The following is a 20018-nucleotide window of genomic DNA, read 5'->3' as shown; positions in this document are numbered from 1 at the left end:
CGGCGATTACCCTGTCTTCCCGGCCCCTGCGCACAGTGATCGGCCGGCCCCTGCCCAACTCATCGGAACGCGAGATTCATGACCGTCAACGACGATGTCCTGCTTGTCCACGGCGGAACCCCGCTGGAGGGCGAGATCCGTGTCCGCGGTGCGAAGAACCTCGTGCCGAAGGCCATGGTCGCCGCCCTGCTGGGCAGCGCGCCGAGCCGACTGCGCAACGTTCCCGACATCCGTGACGTGCGAGTCGTACGCGGCCTGCTCCAGTTGCACGGGGTGACGGTCCGTCCGGGCGAGGAGCCCGGTGAGCTGGTGCTCGACCCGACGCACGTCGAGAGCGCCAACGTGGCTGACATCGATGCCCACGCGGGTTCCAGCCGTATCCCGATCCTCTTCTGCGGTCCGCTGCTGCACCGTCTCGGCCACGCGTTCATCCCGGGTCTCGGCGGCTGTGACATCGGCGGCCGGCCCATCGACTTCCACTTCGACGTGCTGCGGCAGTTCGGCGCGACCATCGAGAAGCGCGCGGACGGGCAGTACCTGGAGGCTCCGCAGCGGCTGCGCGGTACGAAGATCCGGCTGCCGTACCCGTCCGTCGGCGCGACCGAGCAGGTGCTGCTGACGGCCGTACTCGCCGAGGGCGTCACGGAGTTGTCCAACGCGGCCGTCGAGCCGGAGATCGAGGACCTCATCTGCGTGCTGCAGAAGATGGGCGCGATCATCGCGATGGACACGGACCGCACGATCCGCATCACCGGTGTGGACCAGCTCGGCGGGTACACCCACGCGGCCCTGCCGGACCGCCTGGAGGCCGCTTCCTGGGCGTCGGCGGCGCTGGCGACCAACGGCAACATCTACATCCGCGGCGCCCAGCAGCGCTCGATGATGACGTTCCTGAACACCTACCGGAAGGTGGGCGGCGCCTTCGAGATCGACGACGAGGGCATCCGCTTCTGGCACCCCGGCGGCCAGTTGAAGTCCATCGCGCTGGAGACGGACGTGCACCCGGGCTTCCAGACCGACTGGCAGCAGCCGCTGGTGGTGGCGCTGACCCAGGCGACCGGCCTGTCCATCATCCACGAGACGGTGTACGAGTCCCGGCTGGGCTTCACCTCCGCGCTGAACCAGATGGGCGCCCACATCCAGCTCTACCGCGAGTGCCTGGGCGGCTCCGACTGCCGCTTCGGCCAGCGCAACTTCCTGCACTCCGCGGTCGTCTCCGGACCGACCAAGCTGCAGGGCGCCGACCTGGTCATCCCCGACCTGCGCGGCGGCTTCTCGTACCTCATCGCGGCCCTCGCGGCCGAGGGCACCTCGCGCGTCCACGGCATCGAGCTGATCAACCGCGGCTACGAGAACTTCATGGAGAAGCTGGTGGAACTCGGCGCCAAGGTCGAGCTCCCGGGCAAGGCGCTCGGCTGACGGACGGCCGCGCACCCCACCGGACGGACATCCCCGGCCGGGTCCAGGCACGCCCCCCGGCGGACACGGCCTGGAGAAGCCGGTCGAGCCGGGCGCCGAGGTCGGGCCACCGGGCCCGGGCGGGGCGGGGCGGCCAGAGCGCCGGCTACGCCGAATGGGCGGCCCCCCTGCATCAGGGGGGCCGCCCATTCGGCGTCTTCGGCTGAGGCGCGCCCGGAAGGGGCGCGGGAACTGCGCGGCCGGCCGCGACCGGCCCGCAGTCACCCGCGGTGCTCCAGGCGGACGGCGCTCGAAGCGGAGCGCCTACTTGCCCTTGGCGGCTTCCTTGAGCTTGCTGCCCGCGGTGACCTTCACGCTGAAGCCGGCGGGGATGTTGATGGGCTCGCCGGTCTGCGGGTTGCGCGCGGTACGAGCGGCACGGTGGGTGCGCTCGAAGGTCAGGAAGCCGGGGATGGTGACCTTCTCGTCGCCCTTGGCAACGATCTCGCCGACGGTCTCGGCGAACGCGGCCAGCACGGCGTCGGCGTCCTTGCGGGTCACCTCGGCGCGGTCGGCCAGCGCGGCCACCAGCTCACTGCGGTTCATGTTGTTACTCCCGTGTTTTTCTTGCCGTTGGGGTGTGCCACGCGGCGGAGCCGCCCGAGGCACTGCGATGCCGATGCGCTCGCGCCCAGGGACGCATCCTGCCCCTACCTGCGGCGGGAAAGCCAATCCGGCACCCGTCGGAGTCGTGAGAACACCCTGGGGAGTCACACGAAAAGCGCCTGCTCGGCCGTCACCCTAGAGCGCGCTCGGCATCAGGTGGTTCCGCGACGCGCCGGGGCCGGGGCCGCCGTGGTGATCCTCACAGCCCCGGCACGGCACGGCACGTGACCGTCAGACGGTCGCGCCGGCCGCCTTCGCGGCCTCCCGGACCGCGCCGGCCACGGCGCCCGCGACCTTGTCGTTGAAGACGCTCGGGATGATGTAGTTCGGGTTCAGCTCGTCCTCGGTCACCACGTCGGCGAGGGCCTTCGCGGCTGCGAGCATCATCTCCGTGTTGACGGTGCGGGACTGCGCGTCCAGCAGGCCGCGGAAGACACCCGGGAAGACCAGCACGTTGTTGATCTGGTTCGGGAAGTCGGAACGGCCGGTGGCCACGACGGCCGCCGTCTGGCGCGCGATCGCCGGGTCGACCTCGGGGTCGGGATTCGCGAGCGCGAACACGATGGCGCCGTCGGCCATGGCGGCCACGTCGGTGCCGTCGAGGACGTTCGGAGCGGAGACGCCGATGAAGACATCGGCGCCGCGCACGGCCTCCTTCAGGGTGCCGGTCAGGTCCTCGGGGTTGGTGTTGTCGGCGATCCAGCGCAGCGGCGAGTCGGCCGGGGCCGCCACCAGGTCCTCGCGGCCGGAGTGGACCACGCCGTGGATGTCGGCGACGACGGCGTTCTTCACACCGGCGGCGAGCAGCAGCTTCAGGATGGCCGTGCCGGCCGCGCCGGCACCGGACATCACGACCCGGATGTTCTCGATGGGCTTCTCGGCCACCCGCAGGGCGTTGGTCAGGGCGGCGAGGACGACGATCGCCGTGCCGTGCTGGTCGTCGTGGAAGACCGGGATGTCGAGGGCCTCGCGCAGGCGGGCCTCGATCTCGAAGCAGCGCGGCGCGGAGATGTCCTCGAGGTTGATACCGGCGAAGCCGGGGGCGATCGCCTTGACGATCTCCACGATCGCGTCGGTGTCCTGGGTGTCCAGACACAGCGGCCAGGCGTCGATGCCGGCGAAGCGCTTGAAGAGGGCGGCCTTGCCCTCCATGACCGGCAGGGCCGCCTTGGGGCCGATGTTGCCGAGGCCGAGCACGGCCGAGCCGTCCGTGACCACGGCGACCGAGTTGCGCTTGATGGTGAGGCGGCGGGCGTCCTCGGGGTTCTGCGCGATGGCCATGCAGACGCGGGCCACACCCGGCGTGTAGACCATGGAGAGGTCGTCACGGTTGCGGATGGGGTGCTTGGACTGCATCTCGATCTTGCCACCGAGGTGCATCAGGAACGTACGGTCCGAGACCTTGCCCAGGGTGACGCCCTCGATGCCGCGCAGCTTCTCGACGATCTCGTCGGCGTGCGCGGTGGAGGAGGCCGCGATGGTGACGTCGATGCGGAGCTTCTCGTGGCCGGACGCGGTGACGTCGAGGCCGGTGACCGAGCCTCCGGAGGACTCCACGGCGGTGGTGAGCTGCGAGACGGCGGTTCCGCTCGCGGGCACCTCCAGCCGGATGGTCATCGAGTAGGAGACGCTGGGCGCCGTTGCCATGGCCGACTTCCTCTGCTTTCACCGTGTCGCGTGTTGTGCCGTCCGATCGTCGCACCTACCGATCAGTACGTGGTAGTCGCCCTGGGTTACGGACGTTTTGTTCACGGCGGCCGACCGGTGAGGCACGCTTTCGGAAAACGACTTCCACCATACGAGAATTGATCGGGCAAAGAAAGAGGCCCACGTCAGGTGACGTGGGCCTCTCTCACGTTCATGACACCGACCCGCCATGCTCGCCTCGCGGCAAGTGGTCCCTCTGAGGGACGAAGGTTGGGCCCGGGGGCTTGGATCGGGCCGGTGCCACGTCAAGGCTAACAAACGGATGCCGGACAGCCATTCCCCTCCGCGATGTTCCCCGGAAGTCAGTCCCTGAGCAGGTCCGGGACCCCGGCCGCGTCCGGCTCGTCGCGCTCGCCGGAGACCACCGTCAGCTGCTGGGTGGCCCGGGTGAGCGCCACGTAGAGCACACGCAGCCCGGCCGGCGACTCGTCCGCGATCTCCGCGGGCGACACGACGACGGTCGCGTCGTACTCCAGGCCCTTGGCCTCCAGGCTGCCCAGCGCGACGACCCGGTCGCCGAGCCCGGCCAGCCAGCGGCGGGCCTCCTCGCGCCGGTTCATCGCGACGACCACGCCGACCGTGCCGTCCACCAGGGCGAGGAGCCGCTCGGCCGCGGCCCGCACGGTGCTCCCCAGCGAGTCCGCCACGACCGTGAAGCGCGGCTCCACCCCGGTGGACCGGACGGCGGACGGCGCCTCGGAACCGGGCATGGCGAGCGCGAGGACCCTGGCGGCCAGCGCGGCGATCTCGGCCGGGTTGCGGTAGTTCACGGTGAGCTGGAAACGGCGCCGCGGACGGGTGCCGAGCGCCTCGTCGCGGGCCTCGGCCGCCTCGTCCGGGTCCGACCAGGAGGACTGGGCCGGATCGCCGACGACCGTCCAGGTGGCGTGCCGGCCGCGGCGGCCGACCATGCGCCACTGCATCGGGGTGAGGTCCTGCGCCTCGTCCACGATGACGTGCGCGTACTCGGTGCGCTCCTGGGCGAGGCGCTCGGCCCGCTCCCGCTGGGTCTCCTCGCGCACCGGCATCAGCTCCTCCAGGCCGGAGAGCTGGTCCAGCGGGTCGAGTTCGCGTCTCTTCCGCGGGCGGGCCGGGGCGCCGAGGACCGCCTGCAACTCGTCGAGCATGGCGATGTCGTGCACGGAGTGGCCGTCCCGCTTCAGGGAGCGGGCGACCTTGCGCACCTCGCCGGGGTTCAGGATCCTGCGGGCCCAGCGGCTCAGCCGCTTCTCGTCGGCCATGGCGGCGAGTACCGCCTTCGGCGTCAGCTCGGGCCACCAGGCGTCGAGGAACGCGACGAAGGTGTCCTCGCCGGTGACGTCCTCGTCGAAGGAGGAGCGCAGCTCTGCGGCCAGCTCCGGGTCGGTGTGCCGGGTCCCGGCGCCGGACTTGGCCCACAGGGCGTCCAGGAGCAGCCTGCGGGCGCGCGGGCGCAGCAGGTTGACCGGCGCGGTGCCGCCGAGGGCGGTGCGGCGGATACGTTCCAGCTCACCGGCCTCCAGTTCGAGGCGGCGCCCGAAGGCGACGACCCGGAGCCGGGAGGGCGGGCCGGACACGGCCTGCGGGGCGGCGCCGGAACCGGTGCCAGCGCCGTTCTCGCCGCCGTCGTCCAGGGCGAGTTGTTCCGCCGGCGCGCCCGAGCCCGACTCCAGGGCGCCACGGGCCGCCTTCCGCAGCACCTTGAGCATCCGGTACGAGCCCTTGGCGCGGGCCACGGACGGGGAGTCGTACAGGGTGGCCTCGGCGCCGACGGTGTCCACGGCGAGCGAGCCGATCGCGCGGATGGCGACCTGGCCCTCCTCGCCGAGCGAGGGCAGCACGCCCTCGGTGTAGGCGACCAGCAGCGGGGTCGGGGAGACGATCAGGATGCCGCCCGCGTAGCGTCTGCGGTCCTGGTAGAGCAGGTAGGCGGCGCGGTGCAGGGCGACCGCGGTCTTGCCGGTGCCCGGACCGCCCTCCACATAGGTGACGGAAGCGGCGGGGGCGCGGATGACCAGGTCCTGCTCGGCCTGGATGGAGGAGACGATGTCCCGCATGGTGTGGCTGCGGGCCTGGCCGAGTGCGGCCATCAGCGCGCCGTCGCCGATCACGGCCAGCTCGCGGCCGTCGAGGCGGGCGGTCAGCTCGGGCCGCATCAGGTCGTCCTCCACGCCGAGGACGCGGCGGCCCTTGGAGCGGATGACCCGGCGCCGCACGACCCGGCCGGGATCGACGGGCGTGGCGCGGTAGAAGGGCGCCGCGGCCGGCGCCCGCCAGTCGATGACCAGCGGGGAGTAGTCCGCGTCGAGCACGCCGATGCGGCCGATGTGCAGGGTCTCGGCGATGTCGGCGGTGTCGTCCTCGCGGACCGCGCCCTCGGCCGGCTCCACCGCCGTGTACGCGCCGTCGGGACCCTTCTTGCCGTCCTTGCCGAGGAGCAGGTCGACGCGGCCGAAGAGGAAGTCCTCGAACTCGTTGTTGAGCCGGTTCAGGTGGATGCCTGCGCGGAAGACCTGCGCGTCCCGCTCGGCCAGTGCGCCGGGGGTGCCGACCTGGCCGCGTTTGGCGGCGTCGTTCATCAGGAACTCGGCCTCGTGGATCTTCTCCTCGAGCCGCCGGTACACCCGGTCCAGATGTTCCTGTTCGACGCTGATCTCTCGGTCACGCACGGAGTCGTGCGCGTCGCGTACCGAGCCGACCGCGGACTGCTGAACCTGAGCGGCCACCGGGCCCCCTTCTGACGTGCTGGGCAGCCGTCAACCGTACGCGAAGGGGACCCGGCAAAGCTACGGCGACTACGCGTCCACCTGGACCAGCTTCTTCCCTTCGAAGGTCACGACCTCGAAATGGTCGATCTCGTTCGGCTGGAAGGCCGCCGCACCGCCGATGTAGAGCGGCTTCTTCGACTCGGGTGTCGTGCCGTCCGGGAGGCCGTAGCCCCAGTCCGGCACGGACCACGACGACATCGTGACCCGCTGGCCGTTCTTGGCGACCAGGACCAGGGAGCACTTGAGCGGGCCCTTGACGTTCTTCAGCTCCAGGACCGCCTGGGTGCCCCAGGCCTTGTGGGACATGCCGACGGTGGCGCTGACGTGGGTCGAGGTGTCCGTCCCCGACGCCTTGTCGGACATGGTCCGGAACGTGGTCTCGGCCGGAGTGGCGGCGGCGACCTGCTTGCCGCCGTCCGAACCGCCGCCCGCCGCCATCGCGGCCAGCGGGCCGGCGATGATCAGCGCGGCCGCCGCCGCGATCATGTAGAAGCCGCGCCGGCGCTTGCGGGCGCGTTGCTCGGAGACCTCGTCGACCAGCTTCTCCACCAGCCGCGGGCCTGGCCTGGCCGACAGCGACTCGCCGATCGCCGGGGTGCTGCCGGAGCCGGGCAGGTCCGCGAGCGCGGCCAGCATGGGCTCCATTCCGGCCAGTTCGTCGAGTTGCTGGGCGCACCACTCGCAGCCGGCGAGATGGGTCTCGAAAGCGGTCGCCTCGGCGTCGTCGAGGATCCCGAGCGCGTAGGCGCCGACGGTCTCGTGCTCGCTCGGCACCGAAGATCCCTGACTGGGGCTCATGGGTCCAGACATACCCGGACCACCCGTGCCGAACCCTTGCATTCCCCCGTACCCGCTCATCACGCCGTCACCCCCCGCTCCTCCAGTGCCAGCTTCATCGATCGCAGGGCGTAGAACACCCGGGAGCGGACCGTGCCGCTCGGTATGCCCAGCGTCTCGGCCGCCTCGTTGACCGTACGCCCCTTGAAGTACGTCTCGACCAGGACCTCCCGGTGGGCCGGGGTCAGGTCGTCGAGCGCGTCCGACAGCGTCATCAGCCACAGCGCCTTGTCGATCTCGTCCTCCGCGGGGATGACCTCCAGCGGCGACGGATCGACCTCCTGCGGCCGGGCCTGCCGGCTGCGGTGGCCGTCGATGACGATGCGGCGAGCGACCGTCACCAGCCAGGGGCGTACCGATCCGGTAGCCCGATTGAGCTGACCGGCGTTCTTCCAGGCACGGATGAGCGTTTCCTGTACGACGTCCTCGGCGCGCTGCCGATCACCGGCGACCAGTCGCAGGACATACGCGAGCAAAGGTCCGGCATGCTCCCGGTACAGGGCGCGCATCAGCTCCTCGTCTGGTTCCGAGGACTGTGAGGACATGCGATGTCGGGCCCTCGATCCACGTTCATTGGCCACGGCCGCATCCTTGCGCACGCCCACCTCCGGTGTCCGGGGGTTCCCCCAGTCGGTCGCTCGCCCACCCGTACGGAAGGCAGCGGCGTGGCGTTCAAACGGAGGTGACAGTTTTCTTGGTGCCGACGTGACGAGCGGGACATGCGCACACATTCCCACCGCATGATCTTTACATTTCCGACACGGCGCCGGAAGTGGCCGGGCCGCCCGGGCAGCCTCGCCCACAAACGCGGTGTTGCGCAAATCACTTCGCACACCTCGGGGGCGCAATCCGGCGTAACGCCCGTAGCGGACGGGAAGGCCCGCGCGAGTCCGACGGCCAGGTCCGTCCTAGCCCGACGGCCAGGCCCGCGCATGAGCCGCCCGGCGCCGGTGGCGGGCGACACGCTCACGGTTTCCGCAGACCTCGCTGGAGCACCAGCGCCGGCGCCTGCCCCGGGACGTGTCCAGGTACACGAGCGGGCAGTCGTCCGCCTCGCACTCCCGCACGGCCGCCCGCGCCACGGGGTCGGTGAGCAGTTCCACGGCGTCCCGGGCGAGGACCGCGAGCAGCGCCGCGCACTGCGGCGGGCCGGCCAGCTCCCGCACCAGCGTGCCGTCCTCGCCGCACACGGCACGCGGGGCCGGCGGCGCTGCCCGGGCCGTCTCGTTGACCCGGGCGAGAGCGCGCTCGTACGGCGGCCCGACCGGCGGGTGCGGGCCTCGTACCAACTGCCCCACATGTTCCCGCAGTTCCCGGAAGGCCTCCAGCCAGGAGGCCTCGGCGTGGGTCAGCGGCGTGCCGGGCGGCACCAGTGCGGCGCCGGCGATCCAGGCGCACAACGACCCGACGCCGTCCAGCCGTTCGGCCGGGTGCGCGGTGGCGAGGAGATCCAGGCAGATCCGCCCGGCGTCGAACCGAAGCCCGTACGGGGGCGTGGCCGTACCCAGTGCCATGTGCCTGTCACCGCCTAGGCAGGATCCGCGGAGGAACCGTTTTGTCGCTCCCCTCCACAGTGCCCGCCGCGGCTATCGCCCGGAACCCCTCGTACCGAGGTCTCCGGCCCGCTCGGCTCACACGTCGGAGTACTTCGCGTCCGCCGTCGGGTCCAGCGCCAGCCGGTAGCCGCGCTTCACCACCGTCTGGATCAGCTTCGGCACCCCGAGGGCCGTGCGCAGGCGGGCCATCGCCGTCTCCACCGCGTGTTCGTCGCGGCCGGACCCCGGCAGCGCCCGCAGCAGCTCGGCCCGGGCCACGACCCACCCCGGCCGCCGCGCCAGCGCCCGCAGCAGCGACATCCCCGCCGGCGGCACCGGCTTCAGCTCGCCGTCCACCAGGACCGCGTGGCCGCGGATCTCCAGCCGGCACCCGGCCACCGGCAGCACGCGCGCGCGGCCCGGCAGTTCCCGGCAGAGCAGTTGCACGAGCGGCCCGAGCCGGTACCGCTCCGGCTGGACGGTGTCCACGCCGTGCGCCTGCAGGGGCAGCGCGGTGACCGGGCCGACGCAGACCGGCAGCACGTCGTGGCCGAGCGCCGTCAGCAGCTCGTCGAGCAGCCCGCGCTTCTCCGCCCGGCCGAGCAGGGAGGCCGCGGCGGGCGCGCTGGTGAAGGTGAGGGCGTCCAGGCCACGGGAGACGGCCGCGTCCAGCAGCCGGTCGAGCGGGCCGATGTCCTCCGGCGGCATCCAGCGGTACACCGGCACCGGCACGACCTCCGCCCCCGCGGCCCGGAGAGCCTCCACGGATCCCGGCAGCGGCTCGCCGTGCAGTTGCACGGCGACCCGGCGCCCGTCCACCCCCTCCTCCAGCAGCCGGTCGATGACCTCGGCCATCGACTCGCTGGACGGCGACCACGTCTCGGTCAGTCCGGCGGCCCGCACGGCCCCCTTGACCTTGGGGCCGCGTGCCAGCAGTTCGACGTCCCGCAGCCGCCCGAGCAGCCGCTCCCCGAGCCCCCATCCGTCCGCGGCCTCCACCCAGCCCCGGAACCCGATGGCGGTGGTGGCCACGACGACGTCCGGTACCCGCTCGATGAGTTCCTCGGTGGCGGCGAGCAGTTCGCCGTCGTCGGCGAGCGGCACGATCCGCAGGGCGGGCGCGTGCAGCACCACGGCACCACGCCGCGTCAGGAGCGCGCTCAGTTCTTCGGCGCGCCGCGCGGCGGTGACGCCCACGGTGAACCCGGCGAGGGGTCCGTGCTCGGGATGCTGCTGTTCGTCGTACATGGCTCTCCTAGCTGGCCCGCATGCCGGCGAGCCTGTCAACGACGCGTGACGGGCTCGGTTCGGCTGCGTGTCGCCGGTGTTACGTCATACCTCGGCGTAGCCGAGCCGCGGCTCGGTGTCCGTCGTCGGCGCGGCCCCGGTCCGTCCGGCCGGACGGCGAAGGTATACGGCCCAGGTGACGGCGCAGCAGGCCCCGTAGAAGGCGAGGAAGGCGACGAACGCGCCGGTGCCGGTGCCGTAGGCCAGGAAGGACTGCCGGAAGGCGAGGTTGATGCCGACGCCGCCGAGCGCGCCGACGGCCCCGATGAGTCCCATGGCGGCGCCGGACAGCCGCCGGCCGTGGCCCACCGCGTCCTCCCCCGTCAGCCCCCTGGCGAGGGCCTTCGCCTGGAAGATGCCGGGGATCATCTTGTACGTCGAGCCGTTGCCGAGCCCGCTCAGCACGAACAGCACCACGAAGACCGGTACGAACAGCGCCGGTGACTTCTGCCGGCCGGCCACGATCAGCACCGCCGCGGCGGCGGCCATGCCGACGTAGTTCCACAGGGTGATGCGGGCACCGCCGTACCGGTCGGCCAGCCACCCGCCCACGGGCCGGACCAGGGAGCCGAGCAGCGGCCCGATGAAGGTGACGTACGCGGCCTGCAGCGGCGTGCGCCCGAACTGGCTCGTCAGCACCTGGCCGAAGGCGAAGCTGTAGCCGATGAACGACCCGAACGTACCGATGTAGAGGAAGGCCATGATCCAGGTGTGGGCGTCCCGTGCGGCGTCCTTCGCCGCCCCGGTGTCGTTGCGCACGGTGGCCAGGTTGTCCATGAACCGCGCGGCGAGCACGGCGGCGACGACGATCAGCGGGATGTAGATGCCGAGCAGCACGCGGGGCCCGCCGCCCGCGCCGATGATCGCGAGGCAGATCAGCTGGATGACCGGCACGCCGATGTTGCCGCCGCCGGCGTTGATGCCGAGTGCCCACCCCTTCTTCCGCAGGGGGAAGAAGGCGTTGATGTTGGTCATGGAGGAGGCGAAGTTGCCGCCGCCGATACCGGCCAGCAGACCCACCAGCAGGAAGGTCGAGAAGGAGGTCCCCGGCTCCATCACCACGAATGCGGCGACGGTCGGCACCAGCAGCAGGGCCGCCGAGACGATGCTCCAGTTCCGCCCGCCGAAGACGGCGACGGCGAAGGTGTAGGGCACGCGCACGACGGCGCCGACGAGGGTGACGACCGAGGTCAGCAGGAACTTGTCGGCGGGGCCCAGCCCGTACTCGGGCCCCATGAAGAGCACGAGCACGGACCACAGGGTCCACACCGAGAAGCCGATGTGCTCGCAGAGCACGGAGAACCAGAGGTTCCGGCGGGCGGTCCGCTCGCCGTGCTCCTTCCAGAATGCCTCGTCCTCCGGGTCCCAGTGCTCGATCCAACGGCCACTGCGACGGGTTGGGGCTGGGGCTGTCATCACGCCTCCACGGTGCTCCGGCTGCTCGGTCTGCCGAACAAGGGACTGAGCCCGAAGGTAGGAAGACCGCGTTTCCACCCCGTGGCCCCGGGTGACCGCAAGGGAACGTTGCTCTCACTCCCCCCGAAGACGGCCGGTGAGGGAACGCGCGGGCGGCGGCCGGAGGGTGAAAGTCCGGGTGGCCGACGGTGCCGAGAGCCCGGGTGACGGGCGGGCGCCAGGGCCCGGGTGACGGCCGAGGCGGGGACGCGGCGGTCACTCACGGGTGTGGTCGGAGGGGTGGGGGGTCGGGGGGTCAGGGGGGTCGGGGGGTCAGGGGTGGGGGGTCGTGGGGGTCTGGCCGTGGGGGCTCATCGCGTCCTCGTCGATGGCCGGGAGCCAGCCGCCGGGCGGTCGGCGCAGCCAGCGGCGCGCCGCCGCGATCTCGGCCGCCGCCCGGCGCAGCTCGTCCAGGCCGGGATGGAGCAGCCCCTTGCGCCAGACCAGGGAGACGGGTGAGAGCGGGACGGGCCCGACGAGGGGCCGCCGTACCGTCCGGGGCATGTCCGGAAAGTCCACGACGGCCAGCACCGGGGTTCTGGTCTTGGCCATGATCCGGTCGAACTCCTCGTCCCCGACCGCCGGCGGAAGGGGCGCGGACAGCCGGATGCCGTGTCCCTCGAAGAGGCGCCGGGCCAGGTCGGTCCACTCCGGGGTGCGCGGGTCGCCGGCACCGGCGTACACCTCCTGCCCCGCCAGCGCGGCCGTCGGCACCTCGGGGAGACCGGCCAGCGGGTGGTCCTCCGGCAGGACGACGGCCATCGGCTCATAGCGCACCGGCTGCTGCTCCAGGCCGGAGCGCAGCGCCGGGTCCAGACCGGCGAAACGGCCGAAGGAGGCGTCCAGCCGGCCGGCCAGCAGACCGGCCGCGGCCCCGGTCAGCCCGCTCTCGTAGCGGGCCATCAGCTCGCAGTTCGGGGCGAGTTCACGGGCGCGGTGCAGCACCAGGCGACCGGTGGCCATGCCCGGCGAGTTGAGGTCCACGAGCAGCGGGCGTGCCTGCCCGAACGCGGCCAGCGCATCGTCCTGGGCGGACAGGATCCGCCGGGCGTACGGCAGCAGGCGCTCACCGTCGGCGGTCGGCGCCACCTGCCGGGTGGTCCGCACGAACAGTTCCACGCCCAACTCCCGCTCCAGCCGCCGCACATCCCGGCTGAGCGCCTGCTGGGCGACGTAGAGACGGGCCGCGGCCCGGGTGAAGTGCAGTTCCTCGGCCACCGCGACGAAGGCGCGCAGCAGGCGTGGATCGAGATGTGCGGGGGCGGGCATGGCGGTGAACTTACAACACAGGTGCGTCGATCGGCCCCGAGAAGGTGTTGGACCCCGTGCTCCGCTCCGGGCCACGGTGGAGCCATGCCGCACCCCACGACCGACGACCGACGCATACCGGCCGCCCCTGCGCACCGGACCGGCTACCGCCGGCTGTTCTCCCTCCCCGGCACCCGCGCCTTCACCGCCGGCAATCTCCTGGCCCGCCTGCCGGTCGGCATGTTCAGCGTGAGCGCCGTCGTGATGATCGCCGGTTCCCGCGGCTCGTACGCCCTGGCCGGTGCCGTCACCGCGACCGGGCTCGCCGCGACCGCGCTGGCCGGGCCGTGGATCGCCCGGCTCGTCGACCGGCACGGGCAGGCCCGGGTCGCCGTGCCGGCCACGCTCGTCTCCGTGCTCGGCAGTGTCGCCCTGCTGCTGTGCGTGCACTTCGGCGCCCCCGGCTGGACCCTGTTCGCCGCCTACGCGGCCACCGCGGCCACCCCCAACATCGGCGGCCTGTCCCGCGCCCGCTGGGCCCATCTGCTGCGCGACGATCCCGGCGCGCTGCACACCGCGAACTCCTTCGAGCAGGCCGCCGACGAACTGTGCTTCATGCTCGGGCCGGTGCTCGTGTCCTTCCTGACCGGCACGTTCTTCCCGGAGGCGGGCACCCTCGCCGGGGCGGTGCTGCTGCTGTCGGGAATGGCGCTGTTCACCGTCCAGCGGGCCACCGAGCCGCCGGCCCGGGCTCCCGCCGAGGCGCCCTCGCCGCTGCGCAGTCCCGGCATCCCGCCGCTGCTCGCCTGCTTCACGGCCACCGGCGCGGTGTTCGGCTCGATGGAGGTCGTCACGATCGCCTTCGCCGACGCGCAGGGGCACCGGGCGGCGGCCGGGGCCGTGCTGGCGCTCCAGGCGGCGGGCTCGTGTGCGGCGGGGCTGGTGTACGGGGCGCTGAAGCCGGCCGGCCTGGGCCTGACCCGGTGCCTTGCGGCGATGGCCGCGCTGATGACCCTGCCCTGGCTGTCCGCCGCGGTCGCCGGTTCCCTCCCGGTGCTGGCGGCGACGCTGCTGGTGGCGGGCATGGCGACCGCGCCGACCATGGTCACGGCGATGACGCTGGTGCAGCGGCGTACCCCGGCCGACCGGCTCAACGAGGGCATGAGTCTGATGGTGACCGGCCTGCTCGGCGGCATCGCCTGCGGCTCGGCGGCGGGCGGCTGGGCGGCCGAGCACCTCTCCCCCGCCGCCGCGTTCACGGTCCCGGCCGCCTGCGCCTGCCTCGCCCTGCTGGTCGACGCCGTGAGCGGGGAGGCTGGTGCGCCCCGCTCCTCCCGGCGCGTCCGTGAGCCGGGCCGGCGACGAGAACGGCGACCGGACGGACGGCGGACATGACGAAGGCCCCGCCGCTCGAGAGCGGCGGGGCCTTCGCCCACATGGGTTAGGGGGGCCGGAAGGCCTCCCGATCGTGGAGATGGCGGGAATCGAACCCGCGTCCACCGGTGCAGAATCAGGGCTTCTCCGTGTGCAGTTCGCTGTGATTTTCTCGGCCCCGGCGATCACGCGAACAAGTCGCCGACGGGCCCAGTCACTGTTAGATTTCCCTCTTCACCCCGTGACCGGGATCAAGGTTTAGTTCCCTAGCTGATGCCAGGATCCGGGTCGGGAACAGCCCCGGGCTGACACTTCGCAAGTCGCTACTTAGGCAGCGAGGGCGAAGGAATCGCGCTTGGTATTGGCGATTATTTTTTGCGACATATGGTTTACGAGATCATTGCCGCTTCCTCGACACGCTTCCCCTGCTTCGACAGCCGCTGTCGAAACCGATCATCCCCATGTTGTTTTTTCAATCCCCTCCGAGGAGGGGGCGCGCACCCGCTGTGGAGTGCAGTGCCATCGTACGTGACCAACGCACGCCGGTGCCAGCTTATTCCCTGCGGCCCGGTCAGACGCCCCGCTGCTTGCGCTTCGCCGCCGCGATCGCGCGGTCCGACTCCCGCCGGTCCTGCTTCTCGCGCAGGGTCTGCCGCTTGTCGTACTCCTTCTTGCCGCGGGCGAGCGCGATCTCGGCCTTCGCGCGCCCGTCCTTGAAGTACAGGGCGAGGGGCACGATCGTGTGACCCGTCTCCTGGGACTTCGACTCCAGCTTGTCGATCTCCTCGCGGTGCAGGAGCAGCTTGCGCTTGCGGCGCACGGAGTGGTTGGTCCAGGTGCCCTGGCTGTACTCGGGGATGTGGGCGTTGTGCAGCCACGCCTCGTTCCCGTCGATCTGGACGAAGCCGTCGGTCAGCGAGGCCCGCCCCTGACGCAGCGACTTCACCTCGGTGCCGGTGAGCACGATCCCGGCCTCGTAGGTGTCGATGATCGCGTAGTCGTGCCGTGCCTTCTTGTTCTGCGCGACGATCTTGCGCTTGCCGTCCTTGGCCGCCTTCGCGGCCCCTCCGCCCTGCTTGGGCTGGGACTCCTTCGGTACGTACATTCCCTTGCTCATAGTGCCGCCCATTTTCGCACCACACAGGGGGTGCGGGGGAAGCGCATTTCGGGGGACCTACGAGGGGTCGCCGAGACCGGTGAGGACCGTCTCGGCCCGTCGCAGCGCCCCGGACCCCGCCTCCAGGTCCGGAGTGACGCCCCGGCCGTCGACCGCGTGCCCCGAGGGCGTGCGGTAGTGGCCGACGGTCAGTTCGGCCACCGAGCCGTCGGGGAGCTTCGTCGGCATCTGGATGGAGCCCTTGCCGAAGGTGCGGGAGCCGATCACCACCGCGCGGCCCCGGTCCTGCAGCGCGCCGGTGAGCAGCTCGGCCGCGCTCATCGTGCCGCCGTCGACGAGGGTGACCAGGGGCCGGGCGGTGTCGCCGCCGCCGGCGGCGTGCAGGGACCGCTGGGCGCCCTCGACGTCGTAGGTGGCGACCAGGCCGCCGTCGAGGAAGGACGAGGCGGTGTCCACGGCCTCGGTGACCAGGCCGCCGGAGTTGCCCCGCAGGTCGAGGACGATCCCGGCCTGGGCCGGGGCCTCGCGCAGGGCCGCGCGGACGGCGCCGGCGGTGCCCTTGGTGAACGCGGCGATCTTGATGACGGTGACCCCGCCGGACAGCCGGCGGTCGGTCACGGAGTCGGTGGACAGCCGGGCCCGGTGCAGTTTCTCGGTCCACGCGCGCGTGCCGCGCTGCAGGCCGAGCGTGACCGTCGTACCGGCCGGGGCGTCCTCGGCGTCGCCGCGCAGTAAGGAGAGCACCTCGGTGACCGGCCGGCCGTCGACCTCGCGGCCGTCGATGCTGCGCAGCCGGTCGCCCTTGCGGATCCCGGCGTCGGCCGCCGGCGAGCCGGGCCGCACCTTCGTCACCGCGATCCGGCCGTCCGTCTCGAGCCGCGCCCACAGGCCGACGCCGGTGTAGCGGCCGTCGAGGGCCTGCTGGAACTCCTCGTACTCGCCCTCGGAGTAGACGGCGCCCCACCGGTCGCCGCTGCGGCTCACGGCACGCTCGGCGGCCTCCGTCGGGGACTTGCCGTCGGCCATCGCCTCGGCGGCGGCCTTCTGCACGGCCTCGTGCCGGGTGGCGGTGCCCACCGGTCCGGCGGCGATCTTCCGCTCGGGCTGCGCGGGCTCGGGGAAGGAGCCGGTTACGGCGCCGGCGGCCAGTACGCCGGCGAAGACCAATGTCAGGGCGGCCCCGCGGCGGATGCGACGGGGCTGACAGAACAGGTCACGGCCTGACATGGCGGTGAGTCTAGGACAACCCGAAGGCGCCGTACGGCCCGGAGCCCGTACGGCCGCCTTGGCATGCGTCACACCTTCAGGTACTTGCGCAACGCGAAGAACGCCGCCAGCGCCGGCATGAGCACACTCGTGGCGAGGATCAGCGGCAGCTTGGTCAACACCGCGTCCCAGCCCACGAAGTTGATGAGCGTGAGCTTGGTGGACAGGGCCATGCCGTGGTCGATGGTGAAGTACCGGCCGGCCACCAGGAAGAGACAGGCGAGGCCACCGCCGATGAGACCGGCGACGGCCGCCTCGGCGATGAACGGCGCCTGGATGTAGAAGCCCGAGGCACCGACCAGGCGCATGATCCCGGTCTCGCGCCGGCGGCTGAACGCCGAGACGCGCACGGTGTTGACGATCAGCAGCAGCGCCACGAGCAGCATCAGCGCCATCACGCCGAGCGCGGCCCGGTTCATCAGGTTCAGCAGCTGGAAGAGGTTGTCCAGGATGCCCTTCTGGTCCTGCACCGACTGCACGCCGCCCCGCCCGTTGAAGGCGGAGGCGATCACCTGGTACTTCTGCGGGTCCTTGAGCTTGATCCGGTACGACTCCTGCATCTGGTCCGGCGTCAGGGAACCGGCCAGCGGGGAGTCGCCGAACTGCTCCTTGTAGTGCTTGTACGCCTGGTCCTGGGACTCGTAGTCGACCTTCTCGACGACCGGCATCTTGTGCAGGTCGGCGAGGATCTGCTTCCGCTGGTCCTCGGTGACCGCTCCCTTGGCGCAGTTGACGTCGGAATCGGCGTCGTGCTTGTTGCACAGGAAGATCGAGACGTTGACCTTGTCGTACCAATAGCCCTTCATCTTGCCGACCTGGTCGCTCATCAGCAGGGAGCCGCCGAACAGCGCCAGGGACAGGGCTACGGAGACGATGACGGCGAAGGTCATCGTCAGATTGCGGCGGAGACCGACACCGATCTCCGACAGGACGAACTGGGCGCGCATGGCGTCTGGTCGAGCCTTTCCGTCGTGAACTTGCTTAGTGCTGGTAGCCGTAGACGCCGCGGGCCTGGTCGCGCACGAGGCGGCCCTTCTCCAGCTCGATGACGCGTTTGCGCATCTGGTCCACGATGTTCTGGTCGTGCGTCGCCATGATGACCGTGGTGCCCGTCCGGTTGATGCGGTCGAGCAGCTTCATGATGCCGACGGAGGTCTGCGGGTCGAGGTTGCCGGTCGGCTCGTCGGCGATGAGCAGCTTGGGCCGGTTGACGAAGGCTCGTGCGATGGCGACGCGCTGCTGTTCACCACCGGACAGCTCGCCGGGCATCCGGTCCTCCTTGCCGCCGAGCCCGACGAGGTCGAGCACCTGCGGCACGGACTTGCGGATCTCGCCGCGCGACTTGCCGATGACCTCCTGGGCGAAGGCCACGTTCTCCGCGACCGTCTTGTTCGGCAGCAGCCGGAAGTCCTGGAAGACCGTCCCCAGCTGGCGGCGCATCTGCGGCACCTTCCAGTTGGAGAGGCGCGCGAGGTCCTTGCCCAGCACGTGCACCTGGCCGTGGCTGCACCGCTCCTCTCGCAGGACGAGCCGCAGGAACGTGGACTTTCCGGAGCCGGAGGATCCCACGAGAAAGACGAACTCACCCTTCTCCAACTCGAGGGAGACATCCCTCAGGGCTGGGCGGGTCTGCTTGGGGTAGACCTTGGAGACGTTGTCGAATCGGATCACGGATGCACCACGGGTCGCCGGGGGTAGATGAGCGTGACCATACGCGAACCGGGTGTGCAAGTGCAGTCGCAGGTGCAGGTTGGGCAAGACTTGTACGTTTTGTACCGGCCCGCCGTCTCGCCCCGTTCTTCCGGGGCCCCGCGCACGCTCCGCGGGAACCTGGCACAGTGGAGGGGGAACGTTCTCGTTCCCGCGCGCGTTGTATGTGTGATGGCCGGTGCAAGGAGGGCGAGCGCATGACGTACGACCGGTTGGTGTGCGCGAACTGCGCGGCGCCCGTGAGCGAGGGCCGGTGCCCCGTGTGCCGTGCCAACCGCGAGCGGCTGCAGCAGGACGGCTTCCTCGCGGGTCTGAACCCGATGGCGCTGATCGCGCTGCTTGCGGTGCTGATCGCCGCCGTGGCGCTGCTGGCGCACCAGACCGCGTAGCGGACGGGCCGGCGAGGCCGGAACGCCGAAAGGGCCCGGAGCGGTGCTCCGGGCCCTTCGCGTAGGCCGTGCGCGCAGCGCGTGACCGTACGGCTACGGTCAGGCGACCGCGCCGCCCCGGTTTCCGGCCAGCCGCGGCAGGACGCGGAAGCCGATGCCGCCGGCGATCATCGTCGCGGCGCCGATGAGCAGGAACGCGGTCTGACCGGCACCCGTCTCGGCGAGCTGCTTGTCGCCACCCTGGGCCGCGGTGTCGGAGCCGGTGTCCGTGAGGGCCGAGGAGCCCTCCTCCTGAGCGGCGTTGTCGTTGCCGCCGTCGGGGGTCGTGTGGTTGCCACCGGAGCCGGTGGAACCGCCGTTGTCACCGGTACCACCGTTGTCGCCGGCGCCGCCGTTGTCACCGGTACCGCCATTGTCACCGGTACCGCCGTTGTCACCGGTACCGCCGTTGTCACCAGCGCCGCCGTTGTCACCGGTACCGCCGTTGTCACCAGCGCCACCGTTGTCACCGGTACCGCCGTTGTCGCCGGTACCGCCGTTGTCACCGGTACCGCCGTTGTCGGCGCCACCGTTGTCGGCGCCACCGTTGTCGGCACCACCGTTGTCGGCACCACCGTTGTCGGCACCACCGTTGTCAGCGCCACCGTTGTCAGCGCCACCGTTGTCAGCGCCACCGTTGTCAGCGCCACCGTTGTCAGCGCCACCGTTGTCGGCACCACCGTTGTCGGCACCACCGTTGTCAGCGCCACCGTTGTCAGCGCCACCGTTGTCGGCACCACCGTTGTCAGCGCCACCATTGTCGGCACCACCGTCGGTGCAGATGCCGACCGGGCAGTTGCCGCCGTCATCACCACCGTCGGCGCCACCGTCGGCACCACCGTCGGCGCCGCCGTCGGCCGGGCCGTCCGTGGTCACACCGATGCTGATCGGGCCCGCCTGGACGCCGAGGTCCAGGGCGGAGGCCGCACCGGCGGCGGTGAGTGACGCACCGGCCGCGATCACGGCGCCCGCGGCTATTCGCGCGACCCGGATCCGCGTCTTCTTCGTCATGTGGTTGCTACCCCCAGTAGCTGTTCGTCAATGAGGCGGCGCGTGGGGCTGGCCGTGATCGACGGGGGTAGCTGGGTGACGACAGAAGCGTCGACTCGATCCCCCGGTTCACATGCGCCCCTCAAATACGCATGCCGCGCATCACCCTTCCGATTTTTCAAAGCAACGTCAAGGCCGTTGCGCGCGCAATGTCCGGCGGCAGGGTGTTTGCGGGGGATTGCAGTCCGTGAGT

At 71.4% G+C, this 20018-nt stretch carries 17 protein-coding genes and 1 other RNA gene; 3 read left to right on the top strand and 15 right to left on the bottom strand.

Features of this window, described 5'->3' with window-relative positions:
• The first annotated feature begins 78 nt into the window (after nucleotides 1–78).
• The gene (gene murA / locus ACGFT2_RS12075; protein WP_393276512.1) at nucleotides 79–1419 is read left to right on the top strand and encodes a UDP-N-acetylglucosamine 1-carboxyvinyltransferase; all 1341 of its coding nucleotides are present in this window, start codon (nucleotides 79–81) and stop codon (nucleotides 1417–1419) included.
• Nucleotides 1420–1722: 303 nt separating this feature from the next.
• On the opposite strand, the gene ACGFT2_RS12070 is transcribed toward murA, so the two are convergent.
• From ACGFT2_RS12070 to ACGFT2_RS12030, 9 genes are all read right to left on the bottom strand, one after another.
• On the bottom strand, nucleotides 1723–2004 hold the full coding sequence (locus ACGFT2_RS12070; RefSeq protein WP_014673024.1) for an HU family DNA-binding protein: 282 nt from the start codon (nucleotides 2002–2004) through the stop codon (nucleotides 1723–1725).
• A 291-nt stretch (nucleotides 2005–2295) separates the two neighbouring features.
• Nucleotides 2296–3711: an NAD-dependent malic enzyme gene (locus ACGFT2_RS12065; RefSeq protein WP_393276509.1), complete on the bottom strand. Its 1416-nt coding sequence runs from the start codon at nucleotides 3709–3711 to the stop codon at nucleotides 2296–2298.
• Nucleotides 3712–4073: 362 nt separating this feature from the next.
• Entirely contained in the window at nucleotides 4074–6476 is a 2403-nt protein-coding gene (locus tag ACGFT2_RS12060) for a HelD family protein (RefSeq protein WP_393276506.1), read from the bottom strand.
• A 69-nt stretch (nucleotides 6477–6545) separates the two neighbouring features.
• Nucleotides 6546–7316: an anti-sigma factor family protein gene (locus ACGFT2_RS12055; protein WP_393276504.1), complete on the bottom strand. Its 771-nt coding sequence runs from the start codon at nucleotides 7314–7316 to the stop codon at nucleotides 6546–6548.
• Nucleotides 7317–7375: 59 nt separating this feature from the next.
• The gene (locus ACGFT2_RS12050; RefSeq protein ID WP_353602379.1) at nucleotides 7376–7900 is read right to left on the bottom strand and encodes a sigma-70 family RNA polymerase sigma factor; all 525 of its coding nucleotides are present in this window, start codon (nucleotides 7898–7900) and stop codon (nucleotides 7376–7378) included.
• Between the two features lie 363 nt (nucleotides 7901–8263).
• Nucleotides 8264–8869: a CGNR zinc finger domain-containing protein gene (locus ACGFT2_RS12045; protein WP_393276501.1), complete on the bottom strand. Its 606-nt coding sequence runs from the start codon at nucleotides 8867–8869 to the stop codon at nucleotides 8264–8266.
• 117 nt (nucleotides 8870–8986) lie between these two features.
• Nucleotides 8987–10138, bottom strand: coding sequence for a uroporphyrinogen-III synthase (locus ACGFT2_RS12040; RefSeq protein WP_393276499.1), 1152 nt, complete (start codon nucleotides 10136–10138; stop codon nucleotides 8987–8989).
• 84 nt (nucleotides 10139–10222) lie between these two features.
• A complete protein-coding gene (locus ACGFT2_RS12035) occupies nucleotides 10223–11593 on the bottom strand; it encodes a nitrate/nitrite transporter (RefSeq protein WP_393276496.1) in 1371 nt (456 codons plus the stop codon).
• A 312-nt stretch (nucleotides 11594–11905) separates the two neighbouring features.
• Entirely contained in the window at nucleotides 11906–12901 is a 996-nt protein-coding gene (locus ACGFT2_RS12030) for a LysR family transcriptional regulator (protein WP_393276493.1), read from the bottom strand.
• A gap of 84 nt (nucleotides 12902–12985) precedes the next feature.
• On the opposite strand from ACGFT2_RS12030, the gene ACGFT2_RS12025 reads away from it, so the two are divergent.
• Nucleotides 12986–14275, top strand: coding sequence for an MFS transporter (locus ACGFT2_RS12025; RefSeq protein ID WP_393276490.1), 1290 nt, complete (start codon nucleotides 12986–12988; stop codon nucleotides 14273–14275).
• 71 nt (nucleotides 14276–14346) lie between these two features.
• Here the strand turns inward: ACGFT2_RS12025 and ssrA are convergent.
• From ssrA to ftsE, 5 genes are all read right to left on the bottom strand, one after another.
• Nucleotides 14347–14715: a transfer-messenger RNA gene (gene ssrA / locus ACGFT2_RS12020) on the bottom strand.
• Between the two features lie 110 nt (nucleotides 14716–14825).
• A complete protein-coding gene (gene smpB, locus ACGFT2_RS12015; protein ID WP_393276487.1) occupies nucleotides 14826–15371 on the bottom strand; it encodes an SsrA-binding protein SmpB in 546 nt (181 codons plus the stop codon).
• Between the two features lie 57 nt (nucleotides 15372–15428).
• Nucleotides 15429–16598, bottom strand: a complete 1170-nt coding sequence (locus ACGFT2_RS12010) for a S41 family peptidase (protein WP_393276484.1) — start codon at nucleotides 16596–16598, stop codon at nucleotides 15429–15431.
• 68 nt (nucleotides 16599–16666) lie between these two features.
• Nucleotides 16667–17584 (bottom strand): permease-like cell division protein FtsX, encoded by a 918-nt coding sequence (gene ftsX / locus ACGFT2_RS12005; protein WP_393276481.1) that lies wholly within the window; start codon nucleotides 17582–17584, stop codon nucleotides 16667–16669.
• Nucleotides 17585–17618: 34 nt separating this feature from the next.
• A complete protein-coding gene (ftsE, locus tag ACGFT2_RS12000; RefSeq protein ID WP_393276478.1) occupies nucleotides 17619–18308 on the bottom strand; it encodes a cell division ATP-binding protein FtsE in 690 nt (229 codons plus the stop codon).
• A gap of 236 nt (nucleotides 18309–18544) precedes the next feature.
• Here ftsE and ACGFT2_RS11995 point away from each other — a divergent pair, with 236 nt between their 5' ends.
• Nucleotides 18545–18736, top strand: a complete 192-nt coding sequence (locus ACGFT2_RS11995; RefSeq protein ID WP_393276475.1) for a hypothetical protein — start codon at nucleotides 18545–18547, stop codon at nucleotides 18734–18736.
• A gap of 99 nt (nucleotides 18737–18835) precedes the next feature.
• Here ACGFT2_RS11995 and ACGFT2_RS11990 read toward each other — a convergent pair whose 3' ends face one another.
• Complete coding sequence (locus tag ACGFT2_RS11990; RefSeq protein ID WP_393276472.1) at nucleotides 18836–19786, bottom strand: hypothetical protein; 951 nt, start codon at nucleotides 19784–19786, stop codon at nucleotides 18836–18838.
• Between the last annotated feature and the right edge of the window lie 232 nt (nucleotides 19787–20018).

This window comes from Streptomyces sp. NPDC048514, assembly GCF_043199955.1.
Classification (GTDB): domain Bacteria; phylum Actinomycetota; class Actinomycetes; order Streptomycetales; family Streptomycetaceae; genus Streptomyces.
The sequence above is the reverse complement of the archived record's forward strand: the minus strand, read 5'-3'. Positions and strand labels throughout refer to the sequence as shown.

What these genes read in the sequence shown, in the direction of transcription:
- murA (WP_393276512.1), top strand. Translation starts at nt 79, where the DNA reads ATGACCGTCAACGACGATGTCCTGCTTGTCCACGGCGGAACCCCGCTG.
- ACGFT2_RS12070 (WP_014673024.1), bottom strand. Translation starts at nt 2,004, where the DNA reads ATGAACCGCAGTGAGCTGGTGGCCGCGCTGGCCGACCGCGCCGAGGTG.
- ACGFT2_RS12065 (WP_393276509.1), bottom strand. Translation starts at nt 3,711, where the DNA reads ATGGCAACGGCGCCCAGCGTCTCCTACTCGATGACCATCCGGCTGGAG.
- ACGFT2_RS12055 (WP_393276504.1), bottom strand. Translation starts at nt 7,316, where the DNA reads ATGAGCCCCAGTCAGGGATCTTCGGTGCCGAGCGAGCACGAGACCGTC.
- ACGFT2_RS12050 (WP_353602379.1), bottom strand. Translation starts at nt 7,900, where the DNA reads ATGTCCTCACAGTCCTCGGAACCAGACGAGGAGCTGATGCGCGCCCTG.
- ACGFT2_RS12045 (WP_393276501.1), bottom strand. Translation starts at nt 8,869, where the DNA reads ATGGCACTGGGTACGGCCACGCCCCCGTACGGGCTTCGGTTCGACGCC.
- ACGFT2_RS12040 (WP_393276499.1), bottom strand. Translation starts at nt 10,138, where the DNA reads ATGTACGACGAACAGCAGCATCCCGAGCACGGACCCCTCGCCGGGTTC.
- ACGFT2_RS12035 (WP_393276496.1), bottom strand. Translation starts at nt 11,593, where the DNA reads ATGACAGCCCCAGCCCCAACCCGTCGCAGTGGCCGTTGGATCGAGCAC.
- ACGFT2_RS12030 (WP_393276493.1), bottom strand. Translation starts at nt 12,901, where the DNA reads ATGCCCGCCCCCGCACATCTCGATCCACGCCTGCTGCGCGCCTTCGTC.
- ACGFT2_RS12025 (WP_393276490.1), top strand. Translation starts at nt 12,986, where the DNA reads ATGCCGCACCCCACGACCGACGACCGACGCATACCGGCCGCCCCTGCG.
- smpB (WP_393276487.1), bottom strand. Translation starts at nt 15,371, where the DNA reads ATGAGCAAGGGAATGTACGTACCGAAGGAGTCCCAGCCCAAGCAGGGC.
- ACGFT2_RS12010 (WP_393276484.1), bottom strand. Translation starts at nt 16,598, where the DNA reads ATGTCAGGCCGTGACCTGTTCTGTCAGCCCCGTCGCATCCGCCGCGGG.
- ftsX (WP_393276481.1), bottom strand. Translation starts at nt 17,584, where the DNA reads ATGCGCGCCCAGTTCGTCCTGTCGGAGATCGGTGTCGGTCTCCGCCGC.
- ACGFT2_RS11995 (WP_393276475.1), top strand. Translation starts at nt 18,545, where the DNA reads ATGACGTACGACCGGTTGGTGTGCGCGAACTGCGCGGCGCCCGTGAGC.
- ACGFT2_RS11990 (WP_393276472.1), bottom strand. Translation starts at nt 19,786, where the DNA reads ATGACGAAGAAGACGCGGATCCGGGTCGCGCGAATAGCCGCGGGCGCC.